Genomic DNA, 23137 nt, shown 5'->3' with positions numbered 1-23137 from the left:
CCTTTCAATTACGGCAGATTACGGATTTTCGGCGCATGAGCCTGCCGGCTGCTTTTACGCAGCGTTCTTCCGGCGGCAGGCGGTTGTCGAGAAGCTTCAGCAGCAGTTCGGCGGCGGTCTCGCCCATTTTCCGGGAGGAGGCGGAAATCGCGGCCACCGGCACCGGAAGCTGGTCGAGCGGGTATTCGTCGTCGAGGGAAAGGAGGCTCAGCTCCTGCGGAATTCTGACCTCCTGCTCCGCCGCCGCCCGCAGGATCGCAAGCGTCCGGGCATGATCGTAGCAGACGACCGCGTCGGCGGAAAATTCTTCGCGCACCGTTTTCAGGAATGCCGCAGGTTTGAGCAATGCCCATTCGTCCGGCGGGAGTTCCAGTTTCAGGCGGCGAAGGTTTTCACGGAAGAATTCCGGACGTTGTTCCGCTGAAAAATGGCGGTGGCTCGGTGCCTCCTGCCGGCAGCCGTAATAGTAGACGATCCGGCGGTGGCCTGTCGCAGCCAGATAGTCGATTGCCGTCCGGACATTCTGGGCTTCGTCGTGCCGGATGGCGGCTCCGCCTTCGCGCGAGATGCCGTTGATGACGACGTAGGGGATCTCCCGGCGTTCCAGAAACGCCAGGAACGAAGTGTCGCTGATGTCGAAAAGCAGCGCCGCCGCCACCGGGAAAGGCAGGGTGTACGACTCCTGATTGTAGAGCGAAACGTATTTGCCGGTATCGAGATAGCCCGCCTGCCGGATGCATCCGATGAAGGCCGCCTTGGCTTTGTGGAGCGTCTCGGAGGAGTTGGTCGCCGGGTCGAAGATCGCAATGATCTTCGAATCGTTGGCGCGCATGACCCGCAGGAAGGGGTTGGGATGGTAGTCGAGCGAATTTGCGATTGCCAGAATCCGTTCCTCCAGTTCGCGTTTCACGGAAAATCCCTTTTTGCAGCCGTTCAGGACCCGGCTGACGGTGGAGGGGGAGCAGCCTGCCTGTTCGGCGATGCTCTGAAGCATTCCTTTGGCACTGGTGCGCGTCATGGTTTTTTCACCTCGTAATGCATGGCTCTGTGTTCGGGCAGGATTCGGAAGCGGAGCTTGCCGTCCCGGAATTCCGCCGGGAGTTCGGCGGTGCGCCTGCCGGTGCTGTCGAGCGCATAGACTTTGCGCGGAGCGTCGGCAGGCAGTTCGACGGCGGCGTTCAATGCGGCGGCGAGTACCGGCGGCCGCCCCCAGGTGTTTGTTTCGTTCAGGGTCGAGCTGCGCTCGTCGTTCCAGATCACGCCGCTGTTTTCAAAACGTCCGGCGATGGTCAGCAGGAGTTCGGAGGACTCCGCCAGCGCTTTGCCGTCCCGGGCGACCAGGACGGCCGCTCCGAAATTTCCCGGGAAGGTTCCGGCGTCGATCCTGAAGCCGCCGAGCTCCACCGGATGTCCGCCGAAATGGCCGGTAATGACGGCGCAGCGGTCGGCGAGGGCGGTGAAGAAGGTGCGTTCGCCCTCCTGCCAGGCGCGCATCGGCTGCGGCGCGTTTTCGGCGGCCTCCACGGTGACTGCGACCGCTCCCTCATCGGTGTCGAGCGGCATCGGCGAGATCGAACAGCGGCTGTCGAGCAGATTGCGCCGGACGCCGGAGACGGCCCAGGCGCGGTCGAAGCGGTTGTTGAAGTGAAGCCACGGCTTCCGCGGCAGCCGCATCTCGATTCTGCGTCCGGCCGGCTCGAACATCCCCTGCCGGAAGATCAGCGCCGCCGCCGGGAAAAAGCCGATTTTGCCCGGATGGTTGGTCTGGTCGAACATATGGCTGATTCCTTCGGAATTGCCGCGGCTTTTGAAGGTTCCGTGAATGAATAAATGGAGCATGTCCCACTCCTGCCGGAGCGCGATGCTGACCAGGAGCGGCATCATTTCGACGGCATAGTCGTTGGGGTAGGGGTAGTCGTGTTCGGAGACGGAGAGCGGCTTCCCGGTCTGTTTGTAACGGCTGAACTGCTCGAGCGCGCACCATTCGCCGGTGATGAGCCGGGGGGACTGCGGCGCATTATGGATTTTCCATTTGCCGGGTTTGAACTCCCACGAGCCGCCGGTAAATTCGGGGTGTCCCCAGTAGGCGTGGACATCGACGTAGTCCATGCGCTCCTCACGTTTCAGGCCGGAGAGGCCGCCCCAGTCGATCTGCGTATCGACCGCCAGGGATTGCAGCTTGAGCTCATTCCGCAGGAAATCGAGCATGATGTCGGCGTAACGGCGGTCGAGATCGACCATGAATTCGAACCGGTCGCGGAGCTGGGCGGCGTTGCCGGAAAGCGGCAGAGAAACCGATTTCGCGGCGAGCGATTTGCCGTGGAGACCGTCGAATCTCGCTCCGGGAACGAGCGTAATGCCGCTGAAGCGCACGCGGCCGGGCGCATGGCCGACGCCGAACGAGATGCGCACGTGGCCGCGTTCCGTATTCCCGGCCGTGAAGCAGAAACGGAACTTGCGCGGTTCCGGGCCGATGTGGAACGCTTCGTCCAGTCCGCAGTTCCGCCAGTCGCTTTTGTCCAGCGAAGAGACCACCCGGACGTTGCCCGGTCTGTCGGCGGAAGCCTCGAATTCAAGGGTATAATCGCAGCCGTCCTCCAGAGTGAGCCCCGGCAGTTGGAGCTGGGTTTTCCAGTCCTGATCATTGCGGCTGAGAACGACGGTTTCGACGGAGGCGCCGCTGCCGGCGGCGGAGTTCGGGCAGATCTCTTTCAGGTTCTCCTGATGCTCGAAATGCCATCGGCTTGCGGAGCGGAGCAGCGAGTTGCCGGCAGATGCGGCGCCTTTGCTCCATGCGGCCTCCAGCGTCCGGTCCGAACCGTATTTTTCAAGCAGCCAGTCGTTCCAGAGTCCGGTCAGTTCCCGGAGCAGTTCGGGGTGGAGTCCGGCGATCCAGTTCAGGTTTTCGAAAAGCAGCGAGCTTTCGTTGTTGAGTTCGACGCTGACCACGGCCGGATCGTCGGCCAGCGTGGTGCCTGTGTAGGGATTGACATGCGTGAGGAGCCGGCGCGCCCATTGTTTCTGCGAATCGATCCAGGCTTTCGCAAAGCGGTCGGTCCGTTTGCCGAGCCTGGTCCCGGCGGGCGCGCCGTCGGCCGGCAGCAGCGTGCGGTTGACTTTGAGCCCCATCACAAGATAGATTCCCTGCTTTTTGAGCTGGGCGATGAAGTAGTCGAGCCGGTCGAGATGTTCCGGATTGAAGTGGCAGGAACCGGGCCGGCTGAAGTCGATCAGCGTGTCGCGGTCGCGGTCGCTGCCGTCGAGGTTGTGAAAGCGGACGATGTTGACGCCGTTTTTAGCCAGCCGTGCCGCAACCTTTTCCGCCGCATCGCGGTCAAGCTCGAAAACACCGTCGCCGCCGATGCCGATGCCGAGAAAGCGGATCGGTTCGTTGTTGCCGGAAGTGCGGAAACGGCCGTCTTTGACGATGACGCGCCCGTGGGCACCCGCCGGCTTGTGGTTGAGGAACGATACGTCGGTCGCCGTGCCGAACTGATTGTCGTCCCACTTGAGCGGGAAGGGGTAATACCCCTCCGGCACGGCGGCGGCATTCAGGGCGAGCTGTGCGGCGCAGAGCAGGATCCCGCATGTGAAAAGCTGTCTCAAGAAGCATCCCTCCGGGCTGATTATATGTTTTAGCAATTATTTGCTAATAATATTATATTACAAATCGGCGGCAAAGGCAAGAAGGAAAATAAAAAAATAGCAAAAAATTGCTAAAGCCGGGCTTTCACGGGGAGAATCGGCCGGGAGACCGGGAGAGGCCCGTTTGCGGAGCGCCGCTCCCGGTCCGGCGGCTTCAGAGTTGCCAGAGGGCCGCGCGGCCGGGCTTGAGCGAACCGGCGAGGAGCGCTGCTCCGGCGGGGAGCTGCGGGGCGGCGGCCTCTTCCCCGAAGTTCGCCGCGAAGAGCCAGCGGCCGGATTCGTTCCGGAACTCGACCATGCGGAGCAGGCCGTTCTGCGGGAGACGCCGGAAAACCGGCGTTTCGAGTTCCCCGCCCGCCGCGACGGCGTAACCGCCGTCGAGGACGACGGTTCCGGGTCGGACCCGGCCGCAGCCGCTTCGATAAGTGTTGCAGATTTCATCGGCGTAGAGCGAATACATCCACGGACCGTTTTTGCGGTGAATCACGATCTCGCGCGACGCGGGGCGGCGGATGGTCAGCGTGTCGCTGCCGTACAGGCTGTAGACGTTCAGCGCGCCGTCGATCGAGAGACGGTCGGAGGAGACGGTGCGGGAATCCGTGCTTCCCGGGTTCCCGGGCAGTTCGATTTCGACGTTTCCCGGCGCACGGTAGACGCGCTTTCCTCCGTTGAAGAGGTCGTTCGGCATTTTGAGGCTCATTCCCTTGATTTCGTCGATGGTCGCCTCCTTGGTCATGACGGCGTACTCGAGAAACAGCATGGTTTTTCCGTCCGGCAGCGCGGCGCAGGCGGTCCGGTGGCGCGCATAGGCGTAGACGCCTTCGCCTTCCCCCTGCGGATTGCGCTCCTCCCACTCCGAGACGCCGCTGTTCAGGAAACCGCCCGGGAACAGCGTGTGGCTGCTGCGGCCGTGGGTCGATTGCGGCGTGCAGCTTGAGCGGATCTCTCCGCGCAGGTTGTTCTGCCACTCCGCCATGTCGCTGCGGTCGGCCGGGACGCAGACGCCCGCCGGCCCCTGCGCGGCGTGCCAGACGAACGAACGCGCTGCGTTTCCGTCGCGCAGAAAAGTCGCGCCGTGGTATTCGTCCTGCCAGGAGAAGGGCGGGTTGACCGGGAATTCCGGAGAATCGTCCGGCAGCGCGAACTTCCGCCGCCAGTAGGCGCCGTAGGAGAGGCAGAGCACCGCGTCGGATTCGAGCCGGGTGAAGTAGTAGTAGCTGACGCCCGCGATCTGCGCGAGGCGGCGGCTGTAAAAGCCGCCGTCGCCGTTCGCGGCAGCTTCGCGGCGGACGATGTCGAGCCACCCTTTTTCAAATTCCGCCGCATCCCGATCGCCGAGCGCGTCGGCCGCAAAGAGCCACATCGGGATTGCGTAGTTCTGGCAGTAGGTGTAACGGGCGCGGGTGTCGCCGCCGATCCGCAGCAGCCTCCCGTCGCGGAACGTGCACGCCTTGACCAGCCGCCAGAGGTCGTCCGCGTGGCGGTAGAGCTCCGGCGGCGGCTCAAAGCCGCGTTCCCGGCAGTAGAAATGCAGCATGGCGAGGTTCGACAGGCAGATCACCATGTAGCCGACGTTCAGGTACCAGTGGTGATCGAGCGACCAGTTCGGCGTGAAGTTGAAGCCGACATGATATTCGCGGGCCGGCCTGCCGTTGTAGCGGGTTTCGTCCGCCGCGTCGAGCGGATGCGACAGGCCGTTCAGCAGGAATTTCGTCGCTTTTTCGCGGTATTCCGCGGCGCGCGGGGCGTCCGGATAATCGAGCGCGGTGCGCAGCAGGATGCCGCCGTTCCAGATGTTCGATTCGGGCTTGTTCCTGCCGGAGTTGCCGAGCATGTCGGCCTCGACCGGATATTCGTCGAGCAGCCAGTCCGATTCGGAGATCATGAGGTTCCGCAGGGCGGTGCAATCCCCCTCCGTCAGGTGTTCGCGGATCGCATTGACGCCGTGGCTCATGCGTTCGAGTCCGAGCACGCTGATCCAGTGGTGTCCCCACGATTTGCCGTCGGTTGCCGGGATGCGGCCGGTCACATGAGTCGCCATCGCATAGCGCAGAAGGGAGAGCGCGGTGCCGCGCAGTTCGAGACGCTGCTTCTCCGGCAGTTCCGGCGCTTCGGAGAGCACGGCCAGCGCCGCGAAGACATTGCAGTTGCTCTGGGTCGGCCAGTGGGCGCTTTCGCCGGTGCCGTAGCAGGAGAGGGACGGATCAAACTCGCACTGCCGCAGGTATTCGGGCAGTTTGTCCAGCCACGGGGTCATGGCTTCGATGTAACGGGAAGAGGTGATTTTCGGCATGTTGTCGATCCTTTCGTTTTAATATAATATAGAGGGATTTTCCGGGTTTGGAATGGCGGATTCTCCTGTTTGCATGAATATTTATCCTGCGTTCGGTATATTCTGCCCCCCATTCTGATGCGCTTGACTTTCGTCCGGGGAACGGTTATATTTCAGAACAACGCGGACGGAGAGGTTCCGCCCCGAACAGAAGGAGAAACGGAATGAAGAAGATGCTGGCGATGTTGGCGATGGCGTTTGCCGTCGGTGCGGCGGCCGAGGATGTCCTCGTAAAGGAGTTCGAGCTGAATTTGGACAAAGACCGCTACGTCTATGCGGCCAAGGACCAGGGCGTGAAGAATTCGTTCAAAGACGGCGTGTTCACGGTCGAGGTCGTCCGGAATGTGACGCCGGCCACGAATCCGTCGAACATTCAGTTCTGGACGGTCAGCACGACGCCGCTGAAGGCCGGGACAACCTACCGGGCCGACCTGACGGTCAAGGCGAACAAGGCGGTGAATATTCAGACCTTCATCATGCTGAACGGCGCGCCGTACTCTTCGCTGGTCAATCGGGAACTGGGCCTCAAGGCGGGCGAACCGGCGCAGGTTTCGCTTCAGTTCACGCCGAAGGAGGAGATCACGAAACCGTACCGCATGCCGTGCCTGTTCCTCGGTTTTGCCGCCCCCGGCACGGTATTCGAGATCAGCGGCGCGAAGCTTTATGAAGTGAAGTAGTTCCGGACGCCGCCGCATTGCAGGCTCCGCCGTTTTCAACCGCGGCGGCGCCTGTTTTTCATTTTCGGATTCCGGCTTTCCGTTTTTTTCGGAATTCCTCTGTTTCCGACTGGAAAAAAACGGCGGAAAACGCTATCTTATACAGATGGCCCGCTGGGCCTTGTAACGTGTGAAGTATCGAAAAAAGAGGTGAAGCAAATGAAAGAAACTGCCAAAGCTGCCGTTCTGGTCGCTCCGGGCAAATTCGAAATGCGGGAGTTCCCGATTCCGCCGATCGGCGATGATGAAATGCTGATCAAGGTCGAAGGGTGCGGCGTCTGCGGTACCGACGGGCATGAGTACAAGCGCGACCCGTTCAACCTCTGCCCGGTCGTCCTCGGCCATGAAGGTTCCGGCGAGATCGTCAAGCTCGGCAAAAATATCACGAAGGACTCCGCCGGCGTCCCGGTCAAGCTCGGCGACAAGATCGTGACCTGCGTGATTCCGTGCGGCCACTGCGATGCCTGCCGGAATACCCCGGCCCGCACGAACCTCTGCGAAAACTGCGGCGTCTACGGCCTTTTCCCGGATGACGACACGCACCTGAACGGCTATTATGCCGAATATCTGAAGATCCGCCCGAATTCGACCTTCTTCAACGTGACCGGTCTTTCGCTCGACCAGCGCATGCTGATCGAGCCGGCCGCCGTCGCCGTCCACGCAGTCGAGCGTGCCAAGACGACCGGGCTGCTGAATTTCAATACGAAGGTTCTCGTGCAGGGCTGCGGCCCGATCGGGCTTATGGTTCTCGCCGTGCTCCGCACGCTCGGCATCGACAAGATCATCGCGGTCGACGGCAATGACAACCGCCTCGAGCTCGCGAAGGAGATGGGGGCGACCGCAACCTTCAATTTCACGAAATACGCTTCGTTCGACGACATGCTCGCTGAAATCCGCAAGGAGAGCGACGGCCTCGGCGCCGGTTTCGTCTTTCAGTGCACGGGCGTTCCGGCGGCTGCCGCGAACGCGTGGAAGATGGTCCGCCGCGGCGGCGGCCTCTGCGAAGTCGGCTTCTTCCTGCCGAGCGGAACCTGCACGATCGACCCGCATTACGACCTCTGCAACAAGGAGGTTACGGCGGTCGGTTCGTGGGTCTACTCGCCGCAGGATTACCCGACCGCGTTCGCGTTCCTGCGCCGTGCGGCCGGAATCGGCCTGCCGATGGAGAAGCTTGTGACGCACCACATTCCGCTCGACCGCATCCAGGAAGCGCTCGAAGTCAACGTGAACATGCAGGGCATCAAGGTCGCGGTCATCGTCGACTGAGCCTGGTGAGGAAAGGGGTGCGGCTTTGACCGGACTGCTGATTCGTCTGTTCGTAAAGCACCCCGGGCGCACGTCCGACCAGCGTGTCAGGGAGGCCTACGGTGTTCTCGGCGGTGCGGTCGGGATCGTGTGCAACCTTCTGTTGTTCGCCGTGAAGCTGTCGGTCGGTCTGCTGACCGGCAGCATCGCGGTGATGGCGGATGCCGTCAACAACCTGTCCGACGCGGGTTCTTCGGTGATCGCGCTCTTCGGGGCGCGCCTCGCGGCCAAGCCCGCCGACGACCAGCACCCGTTCGGGCACGGCCGCATGGAGTATGTGGCCGGCCTGGTGGTCGCGGTCATCATCATTGCGGTCGGGCTCAACTTCTTCAAGAGTTCCGTCGAACGGATCGTCGAACCGGCCGAGGTTCATCTGTCTCCGGTTCTGTTTATTTTCGCCGCCTGTTCGATCCCTGTGAAGCTCTGGATGCTCTTCTTTTACCGGAACATCGCGAAGCGGATCGATTCGGCGGTGCTGCGCGCGACGGCCTTCGACAGCCTGAGCGACATCCTGACCACGCTGGTGGTGCTGATCTCCCTGTATACAAGCACGCTGACGACCTTTCCGGTGGACGGCATCGCGGGAGTCGTCGTCGCCGCGATGGTCGTGGTCGGCGGCGTCAAGGTGGTCCGCGACACGATCAATCCGCTGCTCGGCGAAGCTCCCGACCGTGCGCTTGTGGAGAAGCTGGTCGACAAGGTGCTTGAGAATCCGGACATCTGCGGCATTCACGACCTCATGATGCACAATTACGGTCCCGGCCGCTATTTTGCGACGGCCCACGCCGAGGTGAATTCCGACGCGGACCCGGTGTCCATTCACGACTCGCTCGAGAACACCGAGCGCGAAGTCGCGCTTTCGCTGCCGGTGCGCCTGGTTCTGCACTGCGACCCGTTCGAGAAGGATGACCCGGAGTACAAGAAGTGGCGCATCGCCGCGGTCGGCACGGCGCACGGCTTCGACGCACGGTTTCAGGTCTACGATTTCCGGATGAGCCATGCCGCCGGTTCGCTGCTTCTCCGGTTCGATTTGCTTGTGCCGCGCGACTGTCCGGCCAAACCCGCCGAGCTGCGCGAAATGTTTCAGCGGGAGCTCGAAAAATATGGCGAGAGGGTCAAAGTTTCAATCCGCATCGAACACGCATTCGTCTGAAGGAGATGCCGGCCCGGCTCCTGTTTGACTCCCCGGCGGTTTCGCTTTCCGGAGCGGAGGGAGCCCGCGGGTGTGCCGGGGCGCCCGAGGACGCAAGGCAAAGAACGAAGGGAATTACTCGGCGAGCATTCCCTTTGACCGGTAGTAACTCAGGAAGAACGGATTCGATATCCATGCCGCCGGTATTTTTTCCCCGGCGGCTTTTCTGGCGTCGATTTTCTTCTGGAGTTCGCATGCCTGCCGGTACGGCTCCCGCAGCGAAGGCGTTCCTTCGACTGCGGCGCGGATGGAGTGGTCGATCGCATCGGCGGCGAGGCGCAGCGCTTCCGGGACGGAGGCGAGCTTGTTTTCGACCTTCTGGCGCGCATAATTGATTTTATTGTCGTTCAGCGGATAGAACGGGCTCCGGCTTTCCGGGATGCCGATGGCGAGCGCCCATTTGAGCTCATTGGTATGGAGCTTCCCCTCGAACGGCCGTTCCGGCGGGGTGTGGAACGCCGGATTCTCCTTCGCCCAGGCCGGATTCGGCGGCAGGCCGTCCGAACTGCGGATCAGCAGTTCGTTATAATCCCGGCCGGCGAGGAATTTCAGGAAAATCTTCGCGAACTCCTTGTGCTTCGAACCCTTGTAGATTGACGTGCAGCGCACGGTCAGTTCGGTGTTTTTGAACCCGTATTCCGGAAATTGCACGAAACCGTAGCGGAAAGTTCCGCGCGGGGAACGCCGCAGGTCCATGTTCACATAGCGGCCGGTCAGGATCATGCCGTAGCGGCCGCGCATAAGCTGCGGCGTCGCTTCGCCGTTCGCGCTCGAGCTGTCGGCGCTCTCGGAGGCGATGTCGGACGCATCCGGGATCAGCTTCAGTTCGCCGCTCCAGCGGCAGTAGAGCGAAAGCGCCTTCTCGAAGGCCGGCGAGGCGAGCGCGGAGGCGGTCATCGTCTCGTTGAATACGTCGCCGCCGAGACTGCGGGCGAGGGGCAGGATCATTCCCGGCATCGGCCCGGCGAAGAAAACTTCCTGCCGTGCTTTTCCGGCGTTGGCGCGGCGGGTGAATTCGAGGCCGATCCGTTCGAACTCCTCCGGCGTCCACTCTTCCGGCGGCGGTTCGACGCCGTATTCGACGAAGGTGTCGAGATTGACCAGCAGTCCGCGCGCCGCGAGGTTGCACGGGAAAGCGTACTGTCGCCCTCCGCTGGTCAGCAGCGAGGCGGCGCCCGGATAGTTCCGGGCCGGGTCGAGCCCGTTCTCCGCCGCGAATTCCGTGATGTCCTCCAGCACGCCCATCGGAGCGAAGCGGCTGACCGGCACATGGTCGATCAGGTCGCCGGCCACGCCGGAGACCGCCTGGATCAGCGTGCTCTGGTTGTCGGCCGCCTCGAGCCGCAGCGTGAACAGGAGCTCGCCGTTTTCGTCGACATATCCTTCGTTCCGCAGCCATTCATGGAACAGGGCGGCCTGCTCGACCCGGTCCTGCGACAATCCCGCCGTCCAGACGATCTCCGGCCGGCCGGAGCGGCTGCGCAGGCTCATGACGGTGGCTGCCGACGCAAGCGCCAGCAGGACGGCGATTCCGGCAAACAGGCGTTTCATTTCGAACGGTTCTCCCGCACCAGGACGATTTCGCGGATTTCGAGTTTCTGGTCGATTCCGCTGGGCGCGAAGACCAGCCTGCCGCCGCCCTTGAAGTTCCGGACTCCGAAGTCGATCCAGCGGAACTGCTTCCCGCGGCATTCGTCGATGCGTACCGGGCGCTGCCCGAAGCCGCTGCTTCCGATCATAAGGGCATTGCCGTTCCGCACGGCGGTTTCGGTCCGCAGGGCGACGAAAACCCGCCATTCACCGTCGAGTCCGAATTCCGGACGGTAATTCCAGTGGACCAGCCAGTTGTTTTTCCGGGTGGGGAACTCCAGGACGGTTGCGCCGTCTTCCTGTTTCCGCGTGCATTCCCAGGAGACGAACGACTCCGGGCCGAAACGCCGCCAATCCTCCGGACGGACATCCCGGCAGATGTCGGGAGCCGGGCGGCCGCCGCTCCAGTCGCCGGTCACCCGTTTGGCGGCGGTGTCGATATATGAATCGATCGACAGCCGGCCGTTTTCTCGGTAGAAATCCCGGCAGTCCAGCTTCCGGTAGGTTTCCGCGGTTTTCCGGACCAGAGCCGGGAGGTCGAGCCGGGAACGCAGCTCGCGGCCGGCCGGGGTCTCCCGGTTTTCATATGCCGCCTCCGCCGAATGGAGAATCGGCAGGTCGACCACCATGGCGGCGGTCCTGACCCGCAGCAGCCGGGCCGGATCGGACTGCACGAGCTGTTCCGCACGGTCGAAAATCCTCTTGAGTTCCAAGAGGTCCGCCAGCGGAAGCGCCTCTTTTTCGATCATGCTGCCGCCGAGCTTCAGAGCGCGCCGGCGGAACAGCTCCCAGCTCGCATCCATGTATTCCCGGACAGCCGGAGCCGCGGCGCCGTAATATCCGGTGAGAAATTCGTCGGTCAGTTTTTCCTGGTCCAGCTGCGGATTCCACATCAGTTTGCACAACAGGTAATTGTGCAGCGGAAGCAGGTCGCCGGTCAGACCGCGGCCGTAGCCCTGCTCAAGCACGGCGATCACATTGTTTGCCGCCATGAACCGGAGATCGGCGGCATAGTTGCGCAGCGACGGGTGCGGCATCATCGTGTTTCCGAAATTCGCGGTGTAATTCCAGACGTACAGCTTCGGCGCAATCCGGCTCCAGGCGAGAAATTCGTCCCTGCCGGCCGCGTTCTCCCCGGAATCCCACGGATAGAGGAAATTGTTCCTCGTGCAGAATCGGATGATGACGTTTTCGCGCGGCCGGAGCGTCGCCGGCGGCCGGCGGGTATAGTGATAGGCGATGGTTTCGACCAGCACGCCGGGAAACTCCTTCTTCACCGCATCGGCCACTTCGTTGACGACGCTCAGAACCGACGCCATCGGGCTTCCCTCCGCCTGGTCGAGCGCGGCGCATTTTTCGCAGCGGCAGTAGTTCTCCGCCATTGCTCCCCACGAATCGTTCTGGGAGACGGAGATGATTCTCGAATTCTTTTCGCTCCGGAGCCGTTCCAGCGTCTTTTCCCGCAGAATCCGGCGCACTTCCGGGTTCGAGAGGCAGAGCTGCGGAAAGCCGTTCCGGTCGTCCCATACGCCGCGTTTCCCGTCCACCTCCGCGAAATATTCGGGGTGGCTTTTCGCAAACTCCCTCGGCGGAATCATTTCGCCGAAGGTATGGCACCAGCCGATCAGCCTGATCACGCCGCCGTGCGACTCCGGCACGTTCAGGTAGTGGCCGTTGACCCGCATCCAGGCCCCATAGGTTCCGTTGGTGCCGCCGAGCCGGTCGCGCCCTTCGAACGGCGGCGCATACCGGCAGTCGCGGGGCGGCAGCCCGATCGTCGCAAGGTGCGGGATCTCTTCATCCCGGAAGGTCCAGCGGCGCACGCCGAGTTCTTCGAGGAATTCATATACCGCATAGAGGGTGCCGCGCGGCCGGTCTCCGGAGAGGACAAGGTCGTCGCCGCACTGCTTCAGCAGGATTTCGTCGGGACGGAGTTCCCGGAAATCGACGCCGAGCAGCTGCGCGGTCCGGTCGCTCCGGCCGAGCAGGATCGCTTTGCCCGCGTAGGTTTCGTCCCGGACGATCGGCAGTTCTGCGCCGGAGATGCGTTTCAGCATCGACTGCAGTTCCTTTGCGGCTGTCTCTTCCGGCAGAATCGCCGATTGCGGCAGGACGATCGCATAGTCGGAACGCCCGTTTTCGACCAGTTTCGGAGCCGCCGCCGCCAGTACCGGCAGAAGGAGCGCCGGCAGTATCATCAGCTTCCATTTCATGACTTTTCCCTTTACCAGTAACATTTTTTCAAACCGGCGGTACCTTTGATGTACGGGTCGGCATAGCGCCGCAGCGTGTTGCCGTCGCTCCGCCAGGCTCCGCGGATGGCGTTGAGGACGAGATCGTCGTCACTGAAGTTCTTGGTTGACGTCAGCTCCGTCACATGTCCGCCCAGGGCGACAAGGTTGGCCCGGTTGGCGTGGCGCGGAATGATGCCGTAGCCGCCGGTTTCGACCACGTCTCCGCCGAAGCCCGCGATCCAGCGGTCGGCGTCGATGAACATGATGAGATCGGGCGAACGTTCCCGGAAATTGTACAGCGACGTCAATTTCTGCGGCGGCAGGTTCGGCGAGCCCGGGTAGTCGCCGAGGGAATAAATGTTCAGCCCGTAGCTGACGGAATTTTTGACGCTGTGGTCGTAATCCCCGAGATCGCCGGCCAGCACGTTTTTCCTGGCCTGTTCCCGGGAGGCGGTCAGTTTGTCGCTCGGGCAGAAGGTGTTGCGGATGCCGGAGATGTAATTGCCTTCGATGAGCCGCTTCGGCCAGGTCCGCACGCCCCAGCGGTTGTTCTGCGCGTTGCCCATCACGCACCAGTCGTTGTTGTCGCCGGCATACATGGCAAAGGCCAGGCCCAGTTGCTTGAGATTGCTTTTGCAGGTCGTGTTCCTGCCGCGCTCCCGCGCCTGGTTCAGCGCGGGCAGCAGCATGCTGGCCAGGATCGCGATGATGGCAATAACCACTAGAAGTTCGATCAGAGTGAACGATTTGCGCATAATACCGGGTATGTGAAACAAAACAGCATTGCCGCCCGGCAAAAAAGCGCGGTATGCGCCGCGCAGCGGATGTGAACGGACTGCACGGTTCGGCGGCAGCCGAAGCGGGCAGCGAGGAGCAGGTGCGACGAAGGTGAACGCAGCGGAGCGAAGGCCCTCTGCCGCAGCCCGCGAAGCGGGCGGTGAAGAGTTGGCCGCCGCAGGCGGACAAGTAAGGAGGACAAAGTCCTCCGCCGCGGGCGGGAAGGGCGCAACCCACGGGAAATGAAAGCCCGGCACAGAGTAAGAAATGGGGGTGCGGGGGAAATGTATTTCCCCCGCGAATCCCACGGCAATGAAGACGGACGAAACCAGGAAGAGCAAACAGAACAATTCTGCCGCCAGAGGCCGAATAAATTCATTCAACGAAAAGGAGTTATATCATGGCAAGCCGCATACGGAAACTTCACATACCCGGTATTATGCGGAATTACGGTTATGTTGTGACATATTCATCGGCACCTCGATCAGAGTGAAGCGGAAACGTTTCATGAGAAAACCTCCATGGGGTTGGTGTGGACCGGAACGTAGGGATGGAGCATCGGAGTTGTGTCTCCGTGGAAGCGCTTCCAGAGCAGCCGGGCGGCGGCGGCGGCGAGTTCGTTCAGGTCGACCGTGAAAATGACCGGGTCGACGGTTGCGAAGTCCATCGGGTTTTGCAGGTTGCGCAGAATGGCGAGGCGCGGCCGGTAGCCGGAGCCGGAGCGGTAGAGCTCCGCCGTAAAGCTGCTGGCCAGCGTATCGTCGAAGATCACCACGCCGTCGGGACGGAGTTCCGGAACTTCGGCGAGCAGCCGCCGGGCCGCCTCTGCGCCGTCCGGCACGAAATTGCCGCTCAGGAAGAGCATCTCCGGATGTTCCGTCTGCGGAAATCCGTTCAGGTCCGTGAAGAAGCGCTTCCGCAACGGCTCGAGTCCCTTCGAAATCAGCGCGGCCGGACGGCGGCAGCCGCGTTCCTTCAGCTTTGCGAGCGCCTCGTGCATGTAGGACTCCATGTCGATATAAACCCGTTCGCCGCTGCGTTCGAGACTGCCGATGAACAGCGTCGGCAGCTGTTTCGACTGAAAATAACGCATCGATTCATCCGAGAAATCCCCGAGTGAGATCAGCGCTTCGATTCCTCCCTGTTCGACCGTTCGCCGCAAACCCGGGAAAGAGGCCAGGTCGAGTTTGCCGCTCAGGTCCGGATTCATGCAGAAGAACGGCCGCACCTGCCAGCCGCGTTCCGCCAGCTGGATCAGCAGAAGATTCGACAGGCAGCTGCGGAACGCGCTGACTTCAAGCGCGTTGACGGCCAGCCCGATGACCCGGCCGGTGTGTCCGTCCGCTTCCGGATTCACAACGAAAACGCCGATCTTGTCACGCACCTCGAGCACCTGATCCTCCTTCAGCTCATGGATCGCGGCCGCGATCGTCGCCGTCCCGAAGCCGAGGCTTTTGCGCAGCGTTCCCTGCGGCGGCAGCCGGTCCCCCCGTCGCAGCTCCCTTTCCCGAATGTAGCGGACCAGCGCCTGTTTCACCAGCCCCGTTTTGACTCCGGCCATTGTTCTCCCGCCTCCGAATTTTTTCTGTTAAACTAAAAACGGTTTACAGTTTAATTATGATCGATTCGAAGCCGGATGTCAAGAGCAAATCGAAAAAAATTCATTTTTTTGTGGATGATGTCAATGCATCACTCAGTTGAACCGGAAATTGCATGAAGATCGCTGAAATCAGAGGAATCTGTTGAGTATAAATAAATTAAAAACATCGCCCGGTAACTTTCCGTTACCGTCTGCATTTTTTTATTCAAGAGGGGACGTACCCTGTCCTCCGGGACGCGATGCAGCTCTTACGGAATTCGGTTATGAAACCGGGCGTGGAACAGTCGAAACGCGAAGCGCCGTTTCACATTTTGTTCAGAGGTCCGCGCCCTTGAGAATTCCGGAGTTCAGAGCCGAATGACCCCGAACCCCGGGGCACTTCGGTTTCCAGGGGCGGGGAACTTCCTTCTTTCTGCTTCAGGGTCCTGCCGCTGCTTTTCGCGTTTGGGCACAATATCCGGAGCCGACGCCGCTGCCGGGTTATTCGTGCCGGCACTCGAGATAGCGCTCGGCGTCAATGCCGGCCTGGCAGCCCATGCCGGCGGCGGTGATCGCCTGCCGGTAGTTGCGGTCGGCGCAGTCGCCGGCGACGAAGACTCCGCCGAGCTTCGTCTTCGAAGAACGGTCGTTCAGGATCACGTAGCCGGTTTCATCGGTGTCGATGAACTGCTTGAAGAGCGCGGTGTTCGGCACGTGGCCGAGGGCGACGAAGACGGCCCGGCAGTCGATGACGAATGTCTCGCCGGTCTTGACGTTCCTGACCCGCAGCCCTTCGACCTTGCTTTCGCCCAGAACCTCTTCGACGACGCCGGACCAGACGAACTCGATCTTCGGGTCGTTCATGGCGCGCTCCGCCATGATGCGCGAGGCGCGCAGCTCGTCGCGGCGGTGCACCACATAGACCTTGCTGGCAAAACGGGTCAGGAAGAGCGCCTCTTCCATGGCGGAATCGCCGCCGCCGAGGACGGCGACCGGAACGTTCTGGTAAAATGCGCCGTCGCAGGTCGCGCAGGCGGAGACCCCCTTGTTCCGGAGCCGCTCTTCGGACGGAATGCCGAGATAGCGCGGACTTGCGCCTGTGGCCAGAATGAGGGCTTCGGCTTCGATGGTGTCGCCGGAGGCGAGGCGGACGGTCTGGCAGCCTCCGTCGGTCAGGGAGAGCTCCTGGACCTCGTCGTATTCGATCCGGGCCCCGAAACGTTCGGCCTGCTGCTGCATGCCCATGACGAGATCGAACCCGGTCACGCCGTCCGGAAATCCCGGAAAATTCTCGACGTGGGTGGTCTGGGTCAGCAGCCCGCCCGGAAGCGTCCCGGCGATGACGAGCGGCTTCAGGTTGGCGCGGGCGGTGTAGATGGCGGCCGTGTAGCCGGCCGGCCCGCTGCCGATGATGACGACTTTTTCTTTCTTCATGACAAACCTCCTCTATCGGTTACGGTCCAGAAACAGGGAAAAGAGCAAGAGGCTCCACAGCTGGTAACTGTGATCGCGCCTTCCGGACTGGTGCTCGCTCCAGATTTTCCGGATGGCCGGGGCCTGGAAGCAGCCGCTGCGGACGAGCTGTCCTTCGAACAGCGCCTGTTCGGCCAGGTTGTGCCACTCTTTGCGCAGATACGAGGCGACCGGCACACCGAACCCCTTTTTGGGGCGCGCGGAAATTTCATGCGGCACCAGGTCCCGGAAGGCTTCCGCGAGAATGTGCTTGCGCCTGGAGCCGTGCAGTTTGTACGACAGCGGCAGCCGCGCCGCGAATTCAAGCACCTCGCGGTCGAGGAACGGGGAACGCACTTCAAGTGACGAAGCCATCGACGCGATATCCACTTTCGGCAGGATGTCGCCGGGCAGGTAGGTGTGCAGATCGAGTTCCGACAGGCGCTCGATCCGGTCCGCGCCGGTCAGCGACCACTGCAGAGATTCGAAAAGTTCGGCGGAATCCCGCTTCGCCGCGTCGCGCAGCCGTTCGCCGAACAGGGAGCTCTTGAGCGAAGCGTCGCAGCGGTTCAGCAGCGTGTAATACCGGCGGTCGGCCGGAGCCGCCGCCGCCCGCAGGAACCGGCGCAGGCGGCCGGAGCGGGTCCGTTCGCCGCCGTCCGGCACGAACGAAGCCAGCAGTTTGAAAAGCGGCGCGGAAAGCGTCTCCGGCAGCAGCGCGAGCCGCGATGCGTAACGGACCGCCAGGTAACGCTCGTAGCCGCAGAAGATTTCGTCGGCGCCGTCGCCGGAAAGCGCGACCTTGATTTCCGACGCCGCGAATTTCGACAGCAGCGCGGTCGGCAGGATCGAGGCGTCGGCGTACGGCTCTCCGCAGTGGGCCGCCATCTTTTCGACGAGGGAGAAGTCCTCCGCATCGACGACCGCTTCGCGCTGGACGAGGCCGCCGCCGATCCGGCGGTTGATCGCTTCGGCGGCTCTGGTCGCATAGGGACGTTCGTCATAGGTCGCGTCGCTGAAACCGATCGTGTAGGCGTTGAGTTTGCCGGGATGCGTCTTTTCGGCGGCGACGGCGGTGACGATGGTCGAATCGAGGCCGCCGGAGAGGAAGGTTCCGACCGGCACATCGGCCGCGAGCCGCCGCTCGACCGACTTTTCGACGAGCCGCCGGAGTTCGCGGGCGGCCTCGTCGAACGGCTCGGTCAGCTTGAGCGAGTAATCGAGCCTCCAGTAGCTGCGGATCGAGGTCGTCCCGTCGTTGAGCCGGAATTCGAGCTGGTGCCCCGGCGCAAGCTTGTGGACGTTCCGGTAAATGGTGCCCGGCCCCGGCACGTATTGAAACGAAAGATAGTCGCTGACCGCGTTTGCGTCGAGTTCGGACGGCATGGCCGGGTGGCACTTGAGCGCCGGGAATTCGCTGGCGAAGACCAGCGTGCCGCCGGCCATGAAATAGAGCAGCGGCTTCTGCCCCATGCGGTCGCGCCCGAGCAGCACACGGCGGCTCTTGCGGCTGTATACGGCGAAGGCGAACATCCCTTCGAGCATCTGGACGCATTCGCCGCCGAGCTCCTCGTAGAGATGGACGATCACCTCTGTGTCGCTTTCCGAGCGGAATTTGTGGCCGCGCCCGAGCAGCTCTTCGCGCAGCTTGCGGTAGTTGTAGATTTCGCCGTTGAAGACGGCGATGACGCTGCCGTCCTCGTTCGAGATCGGCTGGCCGCCTTTTTCGAGGTCGATGATCGAAAGGCGGCGGTGACCGAGGGCCACATCGTTGTCGAGATAAGTTCCCGCTCCGTCCGGGCCCCGGTGGATCTGGCACTCGTTCATTGCGGCGATGATTTCACCTGCTGCCGGATCGGCGTGGTGATTGATGATTCCGGCAATTCCGCACATGGCAACCCCGACTTTCTGGTGGATCAAGCAAATTTTCTCCGTTTGATTAATATACCCGGGAAAGGAGCCCTTTTCAAGTTGACTTCTCTTTTTTGAAGGGGTATATTGAATTCCATGCTCGACGAATTGAACATCCTGAAACAGCTCCTGCCGTCCCTGCCGCAGGCCGAAGATGTCGTGGCCGGTCCGGGGGACGACTGCGCGGCCGTGGCGTGCGGCGGCAGGCGCATTCTGCTCGCCGCCGCCGATCAGCTGGTCGGCGGCGTTCACTATTACCGGGAGACGACCTCACCGGAGGCGGCCGGGCGGAAGCTCATGTGCCGGAATCTCTCCGACATCGCCGCGATGGGCGGCGTGCCGAAGTGGGCGCTGCTCTGCGTGGCGGCGGGCGGCCGCAGCCCGGAGTGGGTGCTCGCCTTCTGCCGCGGCGCGGCGGAGGCCGGAAAGCGCTTCGGCGTGTCGGTCATCGGCGGGGACCTCGCGTCGCTGCCGGCGGAGGGGGAGGTCGCGTCGCTGACGATTCTCGGCGAGGCCGATGCCGCGGCGTTCACGCTGCGCAGCGGAGCGAAGCCGGGCGACCTGCTGTATGTGACCGGAGAGATCGGCAATTCGCTCGCCAGCGGTCACCATCTCGATTTCGAGCCGCGTCTCGCGGAGGGGCGGTTCCTGGCGGAGAACGGCTTCGCGTCGGCGATGCTGGATATTTCGGACGGGCTGCTGCTCGATGCGGAGCGTCTGGCGAAAGCGTCCCGGCTGCGGCTGTGCATCGACCCGGCTGCGGTTCCGCTCCGCGCCGGTGCGGAGCGGGAGTCGGCTTTGTCCGACGGGGAGGATTATGAGCTGCTGTTCACCGTTCCGCCCGGCCGCGAGGAGGAGCTGAAGCAGGTGTGGAAGCTGACAAAATTGACCCGGATCGGGGTCGCGGAGCCGGGCGAGCCCGATGTCTGCGACTGTTCCGGCCGGTCGTTGTTACGGAATGGAAAGTGCGGTTATGAACATTGAACGGAAAATCATCAGCCGCTCCGAACAGGAGACCGAAGCGTTCGCCGCGGCGCTGGCGCGGGAGCTCCCGCCCGGCAGCGTGCTGGCGCTCGACGGCGATCTCGGAGCGGGCAAAACGGTCTTTTCGCGCGGCTTCGCGCGCGGGCTGGGCATCACCGAGCCGGTGTCGAGCCCGACCTACACGATTGTGCAGGAGTATCCGCTGCCGGGGCGGCGGGGGATGCTCTACCACCTCGACCTTTACCGGATCGAAAACTCCGCGTCGGCGCTGGCGTTCGGCGTGGACGAGTTTCTCGACGATCCCGAATCGACGGCGCTCGTGGAGTGGCCGGAACGGATCGCGGATATTCTGCCCGACTCCGCGCTGCGGATCGAAATCCGCCATCTTTCGGATACGGAGCGGGAAATCATCCTGAAACAGGAGAGCTGAGTTTGACCGGTATCGGACGCCGTTTCACGAGAATTCCCTGGCGGTCGGAACTTCCCTGGCCGCTGCTGCTGTTCGCCCTGTTCGGCAGCTTCGGAGCGGCGATGCTCGGCGCCACCGTCGGCGCCGTGATCGGGGGCGTCCTGAAGCTCGGGCAGCCGGCCGTCATGATGCTGACCATGGCCGGACAGTGTGTGGAATTGCCGGCGCTGCTGCTGATCGCCGGCGTCTGGCCGCCGCCCGGGCGGCTTTGCGGCAAGCTCGGACTCCGCCCGCCGAAATGGCGGGATTTCCGTGCTGCGCTGATCGGGCTTGCGGCGCTTCTGCCGGTCAGTTCCGTTGCCGCCGCTCTCTGGCAGATGCTGCTCGAATCGCTCGACATCGATTTTCAGGAAAAGCAGGATCTGCTGGTCGCCGTGGCGGACGCCTCTTTGCCGGTGCTCGTCGGGATGGGGGTCTGCGTCATCATCGTGGTTCCGGTCTGCGAGGAGATCTTTTTCCGCCGGCTGCTCTTCGGGCTGCTCCGGCCGCTCGGCGCCTGGGCGGCGGTTGCGGGAGGCGCCGCCCTTTTCTCCGCCGCGCACCTGTTTCTGCTCGGAGCGCCGAGCCTGTTCCTGATGGGGGTCGCCTTCCAGCTCGTCTATCTCTGGCGGCGCAATCTGGCCGCCTCGATGCTGATGCACGCTTTCGTGAACCTCTTCGCCTTCGTCGGCACGCTGCTGGAAGTGCACGGTTATCTCCCGGAGTGAGAAGCGGCGCGGAGATTTGCGTTTGGACGAATTGCGGTTATATTACCGTTGAACCGGAGTTTTCCCGCCAATGAATACGGAAAGGATGGTCCCCATGCATGGAGAAGAGAGTTCCGCCGCCCTGTCGCCGAAAACGATGATGAGCCGTTTCGCCATACTTCTTCTGGTGAGCATCGGCGTGGGAGCCGCCGGCGGCGCGACGGTATTGGAGGCGCATCAGGCGACGGCGGTCGGCGTGTTTCTCGCGATCATCATGGGCACGCTTTTCTTCTGGGGCTTCCGCCTGGCGATCGCCTTTCTCGGGCTTGCGGTGCTGATCTGTACGAATTCGCTTTCGATCGCCCAGTTCGTGCAGTCCTCGGCGCTTGAGGTCATCCTGTTCCTGGTCGGCATGATGATCGTGGTCGGCGCGCTGCGCGACCTCGGCTTTTTCACCTGGGTCGTGCAGCTGATCGTTTCGATGCCGAATATTTCCGGCAGGAAATTCATTGCGGTGACCGCGGTCGCCTCGGCGCTGCTGGCGTGCGCGGTGGACGAGGTGACGTCGATCATCTTCATTTCCACGCTGATTTTTCAGGTCTGCGACCGGCTGAAGCTGAATCCTACGCCGTATATCCTGATTGCGGTGCTGGCCACGAACGTCGGCTCGGCCGGGACCATGATGGGCAATCCGGTCGGAATTTATATCGGCACGAAGGGCGGGCTGACCTTCGGGGACTTCATGCTCTGGTCGTTCCCGCTCATGCTCGTCGCGCTGGGGGTGACGGTGCTGTTTCTGCTCTATTTCTACCGGAAGGAGCTGCGGCAGTTCGACGTCAATTTGCAGGAGCGGCTGAGCCGGAACCTTTCTCTGGCTCCGGTGGTGGACGTTCCGTACAGGCGCGGACTCGCGCTGCTGATTTTCACGATTCTGGCGATCGCATCGCACCATCAGCTCGAAACGCTGCTCGGACTCGGGCGGAACAGCGTGCTGCTGGTGGCTCCGCTGGTCTGCGCCGGGCTGGTCATGATTTTGCGGCCGGACCGCGCGCGGCATTACGTCGAACGCGAAGTGGACTGGTGGACGCTGCTCTTTTTCATGCTGCTCTTTGCGATTGCCGGGACGCTCGAACATACGCATGTCGACCGGGTCATGGCCGATTACTTCACGAGCGTCTGCGGCGGCAGCCCGATGCTGCTGATTCCGTTCATCCTCGCGACCAGCGCGATCGGCTCGGCGTTTGTGGACAATGTGATTTTCGTTGCGGCGTTCTGCCCGGTCATCGAGCAGCTTTCGGTTTCGGTCAAGGCGTTCCCGCTCTGGTGGGCGCTGCTTTTCGGCGCCTGCATCGGCGGCAATATCACGATGATCGGCAGCACCGCGAACATCGTGGCGCTCGGCATGCTGGAGAAGAAAGCGCCGCATCAGATGGGCTTCTTCGCCTGGCTGAAGGTCGGCGCGCTCTCGGCGCTGCTGGCCGGCGGCGTGGTCTGGATCGGGCTGGTGGTCACTTCGCCGTTCATGCCGGACCGGGTTTCGCGGGTGGGGTTCGAACAGCTTGCCGGGAACTTCGACGGCAAGGAGGTCGAAATCTCCGCCGTGTACGGCTCTCCCGCGACGGCGCCGGATGAGTTCGAGGTGGTGATGAGCGACACGCTGGCGTTCCGTCTCGACCCGGAGAAGGGCGGAAGTCCGGTTCGGCTGGTTGCCGTCGTTCCGTCCGCCTGGATCGGCAAAAGCGGCATTCAGCCCGGAGAATCCGGCGTTTTCCGCGGCAGGCTGTACAGCGGCCGTACGCCGGATCAGGAGTCCGTGCTGTACGTGAGCGAGATCTCCGGCGTGAAGTGAACGGCTGCTCCGGCGCGGGCTCCCCTGCGGCTGTTGCCGGAAGCGCCGCCGTCGGGAATGCCGTTTCGAAATCTCCGGAATAAAAAGAAGGCGGGTTGTATTCACTCGATTTGCAGTGTGCGATAAGCTCAAAAGAGAGCCCGATGCTGATACTATTCCGAGTATGACCCGCCTTCTGGTATTCACTATATACGGTTTTCCGGGAAAATCAAGGGCGGAATGGATGGCCGGCGCAAGCGGGAGATCCGGAAAGACGATGAAAAAGAAGGCAGGTTGTATTCACTCGTGTTTACCGTGTACAATAAGCTCAAAAGAGAGCCCGATGCTGATACTATTCCGAGTATGACCTGCCTTCTGGTATTCACTATACACCGGTTCCGGCGGAAATCAAGCCGGAGCAGCGGAAAAGTTCAGCC

16 protein-coding genes are annotated in these 23137 nt (G+C 62.4%); 7 read left to right on the top strand and 9 right to left on the bottom strand.

The features are described from left to right. Positions 1 to 4 precede the first annotated feature (4 nt). The 3 genes from FYJ85_RS01560 to FYJ85_RS01550 all read right to left on the bottom strand — a co-directional run bounded on the left by FYJ85_RS01560 (position 5) and on the right by FYJ85_RS01550 (position 5938). The gene (locus FYJ85_RS01560; RefSeq protein WP_154416774.1) at positions 5 to 1018 is read right to left on the bottom strand and encodes a LacI family DNA-binding transcriptional regulator; all 1014 of its coding nucleotides are present in this window, start codon (positions 1016 to 1018) and stop codon (positions 5 to 7) included. Further along, the gene (locus tag FYJ85_RS01555) at positions 1015 to 3606 is read right to left on the bottom strand and encodes a hypothetical protein (protein ID WP_154416773.1); all 2592 of its coding nucleotides are present in this window, start codon (positions 3604 to 3606) and stop codon (positions 1015 to 1017) included. The genes FYJ85_RS01560 and FYJ85_RS01555 overlap by 4 nt, the downstream gene beginning before the upstream one ends. Positions 3607 to 3799: 193 nt before the next feature. Then, positions 3800 to 5938, bottom strand: a complete 2139-nt coding sequence (locus tag FYJ85_RS01550; RefSeq protein WP_154416772.1) for a hypothetical protein — start codon at positions 5936 to 5938, stop codon at positions 3800 to 3802. Positions 5939 to 6141: 203 nt separating this feature from the next. On the opposite strand from FYJ85_RS01550, the gene FYJ85_RS01545 reads away from it, so the two are divergent. From FYJ85_RS01545 to FYJ85_RS01535, 3 genes are all read left to right on the top strand, one after another. After that, positions 6142 to 6654 (top strand): carbohydrate binding domain-containing protein, encoded by a 513-nt coding sequence (locus FYJ85_RS01545; RefSeq protein WP_106053247.1) that lies wholly within the window; start codon positions 6142 to 6144, stop codon positions 6652 to 6654. A 198-nt stretch (positions 6655 to 6852) separates the two neighbouring features. Continuing rightward, positions 6853 to 7959 (top strand): zinc-dependent alcohol dehydrogenase, encoded by a 1107-nt coding sequence (locus FYJ85_RS01540; RefSeq protein WP_106053246.1) that lies wholly within the window; start codon positions 6853 to 6855, stop codon positions 7957 to 7959. Between the two features lie 25 nt (positions 7960 to 7984). After that, positions 7985 to 9151 (top strand): cation diffusion facilitator family transporter, encoded by a 1167-nt coding sequence (locus tag FYJ85_RS01535; RefSeq protein ID WP_106053245.1) that lies wholly within the window; start codon positions 7985 to 7987, stop codon positions 9149 to 9151. Positions 9152 to 9265: 114 nt separating this feature from the next. Here FYJ85_RS01535 and FYJ85_RS01530 read toward each other — a convergent pair whose 3' ends face one another. From FYJ85_RS01530 to asnB, 6 genes are all read right to left on the bottom strand, one after another. Continuing rightward, positions 9266 to 10741, bottom strand: coding sequence for an extracellular solute-binding protein (locus FYJ85_RS01530; RefSeq protein ID WP_206212918.1), 1476 nt, complete (start codon positions 10739 to 10741; stop codon positions 9266 to 9268). Continuing rightward, on the bottom strand, positions 10738 to 12993 hold the full coding sequence (locus FYJ85_RS01525; RefSeq protein ID WP_206212917.1) for a DUF4838 domain-containing protein: 2256 nt from the start codon (positions 12991 to 12993) through the stop codon (positions 10738 to 10740). Before FYJ85_RS01525 ends, FYJ85_RS01530 begins: the two co-directional genes overlap by 4 nt. Positions 12994 to 13004: 11 nt before the next feature. Next, positions 13005 to 13769 (bottom strand): type II secretion system protein, encoded by a 765-nt coding sequence (locus tag FYJ85_RS01520; RefSeq protein ID WP_154416769.1) that lies wholly within the window; start codon positions 13767 to 13769, stop codon positions 13005 to 13007. Between the two features lie 527 nt (positions 13770 to 14296). Beyond that, the gene (locus FYJ85_RS01515) at positions 14297 to 15352 is read right to left on the bottom strand and encodes a GntR family transcriptional regulator (protein ID WP_154416768.1); all 1056 of its coding nucleotides are present in this window, start codon (positions 15350 to 15352) and stop codon (positions 14297 to 14299) included. Positions 15353 to 15871: 519 nt separating this feature from the next. Continuing rightward, complete coding sequence (gene trxB / locus FYJ85_RS01510) at positions 15872 to 16804, bottom strand: thioredoxin-disulfide reductase (RefSeq protein WP_106053241.1); 933 nt, start codon at positions 16802 to 16804, stop codon at positions 15872 to 15874. 12 nt (positions 16805 to 16816) lie between these two features. Further along, complete coding sequence (asnB, locus tag FYJ85_RS01505) at positions 16817 to 18742, bottom strand: asparagine synthase (glutamine-hydrolyzing) (RefSeq protein WP_154416767.1); 1926 nt, start codon at positions 18740 to 18742, stop codon at positions 16817 to 16819. Between the two features lie 87 nt (positions 18743 to 18829). Here asnB and thiL point away from each other — a divergent pair, with 87 nt between their 5' ends. The 4 genes from thiL (at position 18830) to FYJ85_RS01485 (ending at position 22721) form a co-directional block, all read left to right on the top strand. Then, complete coding sequence (thiL, locus tag FYJ85_RS01500; protein ID WP_154416766.1) at positions 18830 to 19717, top strand: thiamine-phosphate kinase; 888 nt, start codon at positions 18830 to 18832, stop codon at positions 19715 to 19717. Beyond that, the gene (gene tsaE / locus FYJ85_RS01495; RefSeq protein ID WP_106053238.1) at positions 19707 to 20147 is read left to right on the top strand and encodes a tRNA (adenosine(37)-N6)-threonylcarbamoyltransferase complex ATPase subunit type 1 TsaE; all 441 of its coding nucleotides are present in this window, start codon (positions 19707 to 19709) and stop codon (positions 20145 to 20147) included. The genes thiL and tsaE overlap by 11 nt, the downstream gene beginning before the upstream one ends. 2 nt (positions 20148 to 20149) lie before the next feature. Next, positions 20150 to 20893 carry a CPBP family intramembrane glutamic endopeptidase gene (locus FYJ85_RS01490; RefSeq protein ID WP_154416765.1) on the top strand — a complete coding sequence of 248 codons (744 nt, stop codon included), beginning with the start codon at positions 20150 to 20152 and terminating at the stop codon, positions 20891 to 20893. A 70-nt stretch (positions 20894 to 20963) separates the two neighbouring features. Then, positions 20964 to 22721, top strand: coding sequence for an ArsB/NhaD family transporter (locus FYJ85_RS01485; protein ID WP_106053236.1), 1758 nt, complete (start codon positions 20964 to 20966; stop codon positions 22719 to 22721). The last annotated feature ends 416 nt before the right edge of the window (positions 22722 to 23137 follow it).

The organism is Victivallis lenta (genome assembly GCF_009695545.1).
GTDB lineage: Bacteria > Verrucomicrobiota > Lentisphaeria > Victivallales > Victivallaceae > Victivallis > Victivallis lenta.
Note: the sequence above shows the minus strand (reverse complement) of the source record. Positions and strands in the feature narration are given on the sequence as shown.

Coding starts and splice junctions, on each gene's coding strand:
- FYJ85_RS01515 (WP_154416768.1), bottom strand. CDS start 15,352: ATGGCCGGAGTCAAAACGGGGCTGGTGAAACAGGCGCTGGTCCGCTAC.
- thiL (WP_154416766.1), top strand. CDS start 18,830: ATGCTCGACGAATTGAACATCCTGAAACAGCTCCTGCCGTCCCTGCCG.
- FYJ85_RS01545 (WP_106053247.1), top strand. CDS start 6,142: ATGAAGAAGATGCTGGCGATGTTGGCGATGGCGTTTGCCGTCGGTGCG.
- FYJ85_RS01560 (WP_154416774.1), bottom strand. CDS start 1,018: ATGACGCGCACCAGTGCCAAAGGAATGCTTCAGAGCATCGCCGAACAG.
- tsaE (WP_106053238.1), top strand. CDS start 19,707: ATGAACATTGAACGGAAAATCATCAGCCGCTCCGAACAGGAGACCGAA.
- FYJ85_RS01530 (WP_206212918.1), bottom strand. CDS start 10,741: ATGAAACGCCTGTTTGCCGGAATCGCCGTCCTGCTGGCGCTTGCGTCG.
- trxB (WP_106053241.1), bottom strand. CDS start 16,804: ATGAAGAAAGAAAAAGTCGTCATCATCGGCAGCGGGCCGGCCGGCTAC.
- FYJ85_RS01485 (WP_106053236.1), top strand. CDS start 20,964: ATGAATACGGAAAGGATGGTCCCCATGCATGGAGAAGAGAGTTCCGCC.
- FYJ85_RS01525 (WP_206212917.1), bottom strand. CDS start 12,993: ATGAAATGGAAGCTGATGATACTGCCGGCGCTCCTTCTGCCGGTACTG.
- FYJ85_RS01540 (WP_106053246.1), top strand. CDS start 6,853: ATGAAAGAAACTGCCAAAGCTGCCGTTCTGGTCGCTCCGGGCAAATTC.
- FYJ85_RS01520 (WP_154416769.1), bottom strand. CDS start 13,769: ATGCGCAAATCGTTCACTCTGATCGAACTTCTAGTGGTTATTGCCATC.
- FYJ85_RS01550 (WP_154416772.1), bottom strand. CDS start 5,938: ATGCCGAAAATCACCTCTTCCCGTTACATCGAAGCCATGACCCCGTGG.